Here is an 8,227-nt window from a genome sequence, read left to right on the forward strand (position 1 = left end):
GACCAGGGCGTCGGGGTCGCCGGTGACCGTCCAGGCGGCGGCCACCTCGGGGAACTTGCGCAGACTGGCCAGGATCTCCTCCGGGGAGGTGCGCTCGCGGCAGTAGACCTCGACGAAGGCCTCGGTGGTCCAGCCCAGCAGCCCGGGGTCCAGGACCACGGTGAAGCCGCGGACCACCCCGCGGGCGCGCAGCCGGTCGATGCGGCGTTTGACCGCGGTGGCGGAGAGGTTGACCTCCATGCCGATGCGGGCGTACGAGGCCCGGCCGTCCTCTCCCAGGCGCCGCAGCAGCCTCCGGTCGACGTCGTCAAGATCAGCATCGGGCGTGCTCATGCGATGCGGCTCCCGGCCGGTGGTGTTGACGGGGCGATCCGCCCCGGGGCCTTGCGATTCGACGCCCGTACCAGGCTAGTGCCTGGGATTGTTCGCTGTGATCACGACGGGTCATCCATGTCACATCGCCCCGGTGCCCATCGTCAATCTGACGCAAACGGGTTATGATAGATAGCGTCAGATAGACGAAAAGCCCGTTGGCATTGAAGAAGGGCATCGGCCCGTGACCACCACACCCGCCGCAGAGCCTCTGCTGGACGTCCAGCCCTCCCCCCTCGCGCTGCTCCTCCTCGGCCGCGAGGCCGACCCGAACAGCGAGCGCGGCGTGGAGTGCCCCGGAGACCTCCCCGCGGCCTCCGACCCGGACCTGGTGGAGCGCGCCCGCGCCGCCAAGGCCCGCCTCGGCGACCGGGTCTTCATCCTCGGCCACCACTACCAGCGCGACGAGGTCATCGAGTTCGCCGACGTCACCGGCGACTCCTTCAAGCTGGCCCGCGACGCGGCCGCCCGCCCCGAGGCGGAGTACATCGTCTTCTGCGGTGTGCACTTCATGGCGGAGTCCGCGGACATCCTCACCAGCGAGAAGCAGCAGGTCGTCCTGCCCGACCTGGCCGCCGGCTGCTCCATGGCCGACATGGCCACCGCCGAGCAGGTCGCCGAGTGCTGGGACGTCCTCAGCGACGCCGGCATAGCCGACGTCACCGTTCCGGTCGCGTACATGAACTCCTCCGCCGACATCAAGGCCTTCACCGGCCGGCACGGCGGCACCATCTGCACCTCCTCCAACGCCGAGCGCGCCCTCGGCTGGGCCTTCGAGCAGGGCGAGAAGGTGCTCTTCCTGCCCGACCAGCACCTCGGCCGCAACACCGCCGTCCAGAAGATGGGGATGTCGCTGGAGGACTGCGTCGTCTACAACCCGCACAAGCCCGGCGGCGGCCTCACCGCCGAGCAGCTGCGCGCGGCGAAGATGATCCTCTGGCGCGGCCACTGCTCGGTGCACGGCCGCTTCTCGCTGGACTCGGTGAACGAGGTGCGCGAGCGCATCCCCGGGGTGACCGTGCTGGTCCACCCGGAGTGCCGGCACGAGGTGGTCACCGCCGCCGACCTGGTCGGCTCCACCGAGTACATCATCAAGGCGCTGGACGCGGCCCCGGCCGGCTCCAAGTGGGCCATCGGCACCGAGCTCAACCTGGTGCGCAGGCTCGCCAAGGCCCACCCGGACAAGGAGATCGTCTTCCTCGACCGCACGGTCTGCTTCTGCTCCACCATGAACCGCATCGACCTGCCGCACCTGGTGTGGGCGCTGGAGTCGCTCGCCGACGGCCGGGTGGTCAACCGGATCCAGGTGGACGCCGAGACCGAGAAGTACGCCAAGGCGGCGCTCGACCAGATGCTGGCCCTTCCCTGACCGGCCCGCAGCCGCACGACGACAGCACTGAGGGCCCGGCGTCCGCCGGGCCCTCAGTGCTGTCGTACGGCCGCTGACCTGCTCAGCCGGGGATCAGACCGTCGTCCCGCAGCAGACGCCGGACCTCCTCGACCGTGGCGTCCTCGTTCGGCAGGATCAGGTCGGAGGGCTCCAGGGAGTCCGCCGGCCGGGACGAACCCGCCGCCCGCACCGCCGCCAGCAGACGGCCCAGGGTGGTGCGGAAGGCGTCCTCGTCGCCGCTGTCCAGAGCCTCGAGAAGTTCGTCGTCGAGTTCGTTCAGCCGGTCAAGGTGGCTCTCGGCCACGTCCAGCTGGCCCTCCCCCATGATCCGGACGATCATGACCGAACCCTCACTTCTCGAAGCGGTTGGGGGTGTCCTGCGACGAGGGCTGCGACTGGACACCGCCGCCCTGCTCCAGCGCCTGCGGCCCCGCGGAGCCGCCGGACAGCTCGGCCTTCATCCGGGCCAGCTCGAGCTCGACGTCGGCACCTCCGCCGATCCGCTCCAGCTCCGCCTCGATGTCGTCCTTGCGCATCCCGCTCGGGTCGTCCAGCGCACCCGAGGCCAGCAGCTCGTCGATCGCGCCCGCCCGCGCCTGCAGCTGGGCGGTCTTGTCCTCCGCCCGCTGGATGGCCAGGCCGACGTCGCCCATCTCCTCGGAGATGCCGGAGAAGGACTCGGCGATCCTGGTCTGCGCCTGGGCTGCGGTGTACGTGGCCTTGATGGTCTCCTTCTTGGTACGGAAGGCGTCCACCTTGGCCTGCAGCCGCTGGGAGGCGAGGGTGAGCTTCTCCTCCTCCCCCTGGAGCTGCTGGTACTGCGCCTGCAGATCGCTGATCTGCTGCGTCAGCGCGCCCTTGCGGGTCAGCGCCTCACGCGCGAGGTCCTCGCGGCCCAGGGAGAGCGCCTTGCGCCCCTGGTCCTCGTACTTCGCCGACTGCTGCTGCAGCTGCTGGAGCTGGAGTTCGAGGCGCTTGCGCGACGTGGCGACATCGGCCACTCCCCGGCGCACCTTCTGCAGCAGCTCCAGCTGCTTCTGGTACGAGTAGTCGAGCGTCTCGCGCGGGTCCTCCATACGGTCCAGGGCCTTGTTCGCCTTGGAGCGGAAGACCATCCCCATCCGCTTCATGATTCCGTCGCTCATGGGCCTCGGGCGCCCCCTTCTCAGGCCAGCTGTTCTCTCGTACCAACACTACGGGCTCGCGGGCGCCGTCCGCAGCGCACCTGCCTGCAACAAGCCTGCTACACCCGGGACGGGCCGGACATCGTCCGCACGGCGGATCCGCTCCCTGCCGGGATGATCCGCAGGGCGGAGGCGCCTCCCGTACGGGTCCGCCCGGGCAGCGCCAGGACGGGACTAGGGGTCGGACGCCCCCAGCACGTACTCTTCTCTACGTGTTCCGACGTCGTTCCCAGGATGCCCCCGCCGCTGCCACCGCACTCGCGGAGGAGCAGGCCCCCCAGTCCCGCAACCCGCAGGCGCCCAAGGGCAGGCCCACGCCCAAGCGCAGCGAGGCGCAGGCCAACCGGCGCACCCGCGTCTCCGTCCCCAAGGACCGCAAGGAGGCGGCCCGTGAGGGCCGCGCCCGGATGCGCTCCGAGCGGGAGAAGCAGCGCCTGGCGCTGCTCAGCGGCGACGAGCGGGCGCTGCCGCCCCGCGACAAGGGGCCGGTCCGCCGCTTCGCGCGCAACTACGTGGACTCCCGGTTCACCGTCGCCGAGTGGTTCCTGCCGTTCGCCGTGGTGATCCTGATCCTCAGCGTGCTGCGCAACCCGGGGCTGCAGTTCGTCTCGCTGATGCTCTGGCTGCTGATCATCGTGGCCATCGTGGCGGACTCGCTGCGGCACGCCCTGGGCCTGCGCAAGCAGCTGCGGGAGCGGTTCCCCAACGAGAGCCACCGCGGCGTCACCGCCTACGCGCTGATGCGCACCCTGCAGATGCGGCGGCTGCGGCTGCCCAAGCCGCAGGTGAAGCGGGGGGCGCAGCTCTGAGCACGGAGCCGGTCCCGTACTGGCCGGTGGCGGTGCCCGGGCAGGGCGGCGGCGGCCACGACAACCTGCCCGCCCCGGCCTCCGGCCTCGTCCCGGGCGCCGGGGCCTGGCTCTCCCGGCAGGGGAGCCTGCGTACCACGGTGCGCCAGGAGCTGGTCGCCCGGCAGCTCGACGAGCAGCTGGCCGCGCACTTCGGGGAGGGCCACGGCCGGCAGCTGCGGGTCCTGGACTCCGGCTGCGGCCAGGGCACCCAGGCGCTGCGGCTGGCCCGCGCCGGGCACCTGGTCACCGGCCTGGACCCCGATCCGGTCACCCTGGGGGCGGCCCAGGCCGCGCTGGCGGCGGAGGCACCCGAGGTACGCGCCCGGGTGCGGCTGCTCGGCGGCGACGGCCGCGAGTGCGGCCGCTGGTTCGGACCCGGCAGCTTCGACCTGGTGCTCTGCCACGGCGTGCTGATGTACCTGCCGGAGCCCGGCCCGATGCTGGCCTCGCTGGCCAGGGTGCTGGCCCCCGGCGGACTGCTGTCGCTGCTGGTGCGCAACGGCGGCGCACCAGCCATGCGCGCCGGTCTCACCGGCGACTGGCGGGGCGCGCTGCAGGCCTTCGACGGCGACGGCCACTACACCAACCGGCTGGGGCTGCCCGCCCGCGCCGACCGGCTGGACCGGCTGGCGACCGCGCTGAGCGACATGGATGTGCCGCTGCGGCACTGGTACGGCGTACGGGTCTTCACCGACGCGGTGCCCGACGACGCCCCGCTGCCCGCGGACGGCCGGCAGCTGGCGCAGCTGCTGGACGCCGAGGAACGGGCCGGCCGCGAGGACCCGTACCGGCAGGTGGCGGCGCTGCTGCACGTGCTGGGGGGCCGGCGCGCTGCGGGTTGATCATCCGCGAGATACAGTCCCATGCATGGACTTTCGTCATCTCGGCCGCAGCGGCCTCGTGATCAGCGAGATCGCCTACGGCAACTGGATCACCCACGGCTCCCAGGTCGAGGAGGAGGCCGCGGTCTCCTGCGTACGTGCCGCCCTGGACGCGGGCATCACCACCTTCGACACCGCCGACGTCTACGCCGAGACCCGCGCCGAGGCCGTCATGGGCCGTGCCCTCAAGGGCGAGCGCCGCGAGGGCCTGGAGATCTTCACCAAGGTCTTCTGGCCCACCGGCCCCGGCCGCAACGACCGCGGACTCGGCCGCAAGCACATCATGGAGTCGATCGACGGCTCGCTGCGCCGGCTGCAGACCGACTACGTCGACCTCTACCAGGCCCACCGCTACGACCCCTCCACCCCGCTGGAGGAGACCATGGAGGCCTTCGCCGACGTGGTCAGGTCCGGCAAGGCGCTCTACATCGGCGTCTCCGAGTGGACCGCCCAGCAGATCCGTGAGGCGCACGCGCTCGCCCGGGAGCTGCGCATCCCGCTGGTCTCCAGCCAGCCGCAGTACTCCATGCTGTGGCGGGTGATCGAGGCCGAGGTGGTGCCGACCTGCGAGGAGCTGGGCATCGGCCAGATCGTCTGGTCGCCCATCGCGCAGGGCGTGCTCACCGGCAAGTACCTCCCCGGCGCCGAGCCGCCGGCCGGCAGCCGGGCCACCGACAGCAAGGGCGGAGCCAACTTCGTCTCCCGCTGGATGCGCGACGACGTGCTGGAGCGGGTGCAGCAGCTGCGGCCGCTGGCCGACCAGGCCGGCCTGTCGCTGGCCCAGCTGGCGGTGGCCTGGGTGCTGCAGAACAGCAATGTCTCGGCCGCGATCATCGGCGCCTCCCGGCCCGAGCAGGTCGGCGAGAACGCCAAGGCGGCCGGGGTCAAGCTGGACGCGGACCTGCTCCAGGCCATCGACGCGGTCCTCGACCCGGTGGTGGACCGCGACCCGGCCCGCACCGCGGAGGGCGCTCCCACGGCCCGCCCGTAGCGGACACGCCGCCGCCGGCCCGGCACTGACCGGACGGGCGGCACCCCTGTGGTCACAGGTGCGGGGCGACGGGGTCCTCCCCCGCCGCCCCGCGCCCGTCCGGCCGAGCCGGATCAGCCCTCGTGCAGGCTCATGGTGTAGACGGCGGTGCCGTCGTCGAGCAGCGCGGCCTGGTCCACCCCGTCCTCCAGCAGCTGCTGCCAGCTCTCGCCGATCCACGACTCGGCGTCGCCCTGGGTCGGGAACTCCTCCTGCCCCTCGGCGGGGGCGACCACGGAGCCGTCGGCCTTCTCGTACCGCCACGTCCACGCCATGCCCGGCTCCTCCCAGTCGTCCTGCGCGGCCGTCCACCGCGCTCCACAGCGCAGAGTAGTCGAGCAGTGGCCCGCTGATCACCCACCCCGGCGAAGCGGCATCCGCGGCCACCGGCCAGGATGAGCGGCATGACGCGCACCCTGATCCTCGGCGGCGCCCGCTCGGGCAAGTCCACCCGGGCCGAGCAGCTGCTGGCCGGGCATCCCGACGTCCTCTACGCGGCCACCGGGGGCACCCGGGAGGACGACCCGGAGTGGGCGCAGCGCGTCGCGCTGCACCGCGGTCGCCGGCCGGCCGGCTGGCGCACGGCGGAGACCTGCGACCTGGAACCGCTGCTGCGCGACACCACGGACCCGGCTCCGCTGCTGGTGGACTGTCTGGCGCTGTGGCTCACCCGGGTGATGGACGAGTGCGGCGCCTGGGACGACGCGGTGTGGGCCGACGGGGGCGAGCGGGCGGTCCAGGCGCGGTCGGCGTCGCTCGCGGCCGCCTGGCGGGACACCTCCCGTACCGTGGTCGCCGTCTCCAACGAGGTGGGCATGGGCGTGGTCCCCGCGACGGCCTCCGGCCGCCGGTTCCGGGACGAGCTGGGGCGGCTCAACATGGCCCTGGCGGAGCTCTCGGAGAGTGTGCTGCTGGTGGTCGCCGGGCAGGTCTTGCCGATCCGGCAGGGCTGACCGGTAGCCTTCGGTCACGATGGACAGCATGGACAGCACCGTGGACCTGGATGCCTTCTCCTCCCTGGTGGAGCGGCCCGACGACACCGCCCGGCAGGCGACCGAGGAACGCTGGGCCTCGCTCGGCGTCCCCCCGGGCGCCCTGGGGCAGCTCCAGCAGCTCGGCGGCTGGCTGGCGGGTGTTCAGGGCCGTTGCCCAGTGAGGCCGGTGGAACAGGCGAAGGTGGTGCTCTTCGCGGGCGACCACGGGATCGCCTCCCTGGGGGTCTCCGCGCTCCCGGCGGGCGCCACCGCGGACCGGGTCCGGGCGGTGCTGGACGGCGCGGCGCCGGTGAACGTGCTGGCGCAGCGGTTCGGCGCCCGGGTGCGGGTGGTGGACATGTCGGTGGACGCCGACGCCGACGGCTTCCCCGAGGAGGTCGTCCGCCACCGGGTGCGGCGCGGCTCCGGCCGCATCGACATCGAGGACGCCCTCACCCACGCCCAGGCCGAGCAGGCGTTCCTGGCCGGGGTGGCGGTCGCCGACGAGGAGGCCGACTCCGGCACCGATCTGGTGGTGCTGGGCGATCTCGGCGTGGGCTCCACCACGGTGGCGGCGGTGCTGGTCGGCGCGCTCTGCGGGACCGACGCGGCCGCGGTCACCGGCCGTGGCTCGGGGATCGACGACCGGGTGTGGATGGTGAAGTGCGCCGCGATCCGCGATGCGCTGCGGCGCGCCCGTCCGGTGCTCGGCGACCAGATCGCACTGCTGGCCGCGACCGGCGGTGCGGACTTCGCCGCGCTCACCGGCTTCCTGCTGCAGAGCGCGGTGCGGCGCACCCCGGTGCTGCTGGACGGCGTGGTGTCGGCGGCCTGCGCGCTGGTGGCGCAGCGGATCGCCTTCCGGGCCCCGGAGTGGTGGCGGGCCGGCCAGGCGACCGGGGAGCCGGCCCTGGTCAAGGCGTACGACCGGCTGACCCTGGAGCCGCTGCAGGACCAGCGGATCACCCTGGGCGGAGGGGTCGGCGCGCTGATGGCGCTGCCGCTGCTGCAGGCGGCCTCCTCGGTGCCGGCGGAGCTGCCGGAGCAGCCCGAGAGCAAGTGAGCGGGTGACCCGGCACCGGCCTGCGCTGCACGGGCTGCGGTTCGCCTTCGGCACACTGTCGGTGCTGCGGGTACGGGTGGAGCGCTGGGACCGGCCGGCCGCCGGGGCGGCCATGCTCTGGGCTCCGCTGGTGGGGCTGGTGCTGGGCGCCGCCGCGGCGGGCTGCGGGGCGGCCGTGGCCCTGCTCGGCGGGGGTTCGCTGCTGGCCTCGGTGGCCGCGGTGGCCGTCCTGGCCTGGCTGACGCGCGGTCTGCACCTGGACGGGCTGGCCGATGTGGCCGACGGTCTGGGCAGCGGCAAGCCCGCGGAGGACGCGCTGCGCATCATGAAGCAGTCGGACATCGGGCCCTTCGGGGTGCTGACGCTGCTGCTGGTGCTGCTCGGTCAGATCGCGGCCCTGGCGGGCGCCTTCGGGGCGGGCGCGTGGCAGGGCGGGCTGGCGGTGGTGACGGCGGCGGTGGCGGCGCGCTGTGCGCTGGGGT

General features: G+C 73.2%; 10 protein-coding genes and 1 pseudogene. 7 read left to right on the forward strand and 4 right to left on the reverse strand.

The features are described from left to right. A partial coding sequence (locus tag AOK09_RS34255) for an Lrp/AsnC family transcriptional regulator (protein ID WP_055591115.1) occupies positions 1 to 333 on the reverse strand: 333 nt, incomplete at its 3' end. Between the two features lie 223 nt (positions 334 to 556). Here AOK09_RS34255 and nadA point away from each other — a divergent pair. After that, positions 557 to 1,741 carry a quinolinate synthase NadA gene (gene nadA / locus AOK09_RS34260; protein ID WP_055591116.1) on the forward strand — a complete coding sequence of 395 codons (1,185 nt, stop codon included), beginning with the start codon at positions 557 to 559 and terminating at the stop codon, positions 1,739 to 1,741. A gap of 82 nt (positions 1,742 to 1,823) precedes the next feature. On the opposite strand, the gene pspAA is transcribed toward nadA, so the two are convergent. Beyond that, entirely contained in the window at positions 1,824 to 2,102 is a 279-nt protein-coding gene (gene pspAA, locus AOK09_RS34265; RefSeq protein WP_055591117.1) for a PspA-associated protein PspAA, read from the reverse strand. Positions 2,103 to 2,112: 10 nt separating this feature from the next. Beyond that, entirely contained in the window at positions 2,113 to 2,892 is a 780-nt protein-coding gene (locus tag AOK09_RS34270; protein ID WP_055591118.1) for a PspA/IM30 family protein, read from the reverse strand. A gap of 266 nt (positions 2,893 to 3,158) precedes the next feature. Between AOK09_RS34270 and AOK09_RS34275 the strand changes: the two genes are divergently transcribed. From AOK09_RS34275 to AOK09_RS34285, 3 genes are all read left to right on the forward strand, one after another. Further along, positions 3,159 to 3,755 carry a DUF3043 domain-containing protein gene (locus AOK09_RS34275; protein ID WP_055591119.1) on the forward strand — a complete coding sequence of 199 codons (597 nt, stop codon included), beginning with the start codon at positions 3,159 to 3,161 and terminating at the stop codon, positions 3,753 to 3,755. 140 nt (positions 3,756 to 3,895) lie between these two features. After that, a complete protein-coding gene (locus AOK09_RS34280) occupies positions 3,896 to 4,639 on the forward strand; it encodes a class I SAM-dependent methyltransferase (RefSeq protein ID WP_055591122.1) in 744 nt (247 codons plus the stop codon). Between the two features lie 25 nt (positions 4,640 to 4,664). Continuing rightward, positions 4,665 to 5,669 carry an aldo/keto reductase family protein gene (locus AOK09_RS34285; protein WP_055591120.1) on the forward strand — a complete coding sequence of 335 codons (1,005 nt, stop codon included), beginning with the start codon at positions 4,665 to 4,667 and terminating at the stop codon, positions 5,667 to 5,669. Between the two features lie 113 nt (positions 5,670 to 5,782). Here the strand turns inward: AOK09_RS34285 and AOK09_RS34290 are convergent, their stop codons facing one another. Continuing rightward, positions 5,783 to 5,983, reverse strand: a complete 201-nt coding sequence (locus AOK09_RS34290) for a hypothetical protein (RefSeq protein WP_055591121.1) — start codon at positions 5,981 to 5,983, stop codon at positions 5,783 to 5,785. Positions 5,984 to 6,118: 135 nt separating this feature from the next. Here AOK09_RS34290 and cobU point away from each other — a divergent pair. The 3 genes and pseudogenes from cobU to AOK09_RS34305 form a co-directional block, all read left to right on the forward strand. After that, positions 6,119 to 6,661: pseudogene (gene cobU, locus AOK09_RS34295) on the forward strand (bifunctional adenosylcobinamide kinase/adenosylcobinamide-phosphate guanylyltransferase); the annotation flags it as partial. 28 nt (positions 6,662 to 6,689) lie between these two features. Further along, the gene (gene cobT / locus AOK09_RS34300) at positions 6,690 to 7,745 is read left to right on the forward strand and encodes a nicotinate-nucleotide--dimethylbenzimidazole phosphoribosyltransferase (protein WP_055591123.1); all 1,056 of its coding nucleotides are present in this window, start codon (positions 6,690 to 6,692) and stop codon (positions 7,743 to 7,745) included. Between the two features lie 4 nt (positions 7,746 to 7,749). Continuing rightward, on the forward strand, positions 7,750 to 8,227 hold a 478-nt coding region (locus AOK09_RS34305; protein ID WP_169797105.1), incomplete at its 3' end, for an adenosylcobinamide-GDP ribazoletransferase.

This window comes from Peterkaempfera griseoplana, from assembly GCF_001418575.1.
Lineage (GTDB): Bacteria > Actinomycetota > Actinomycetes > Streptomycetales > Streptomycetaceae > Peterkaempfera > Peterkaempfera griseoplana.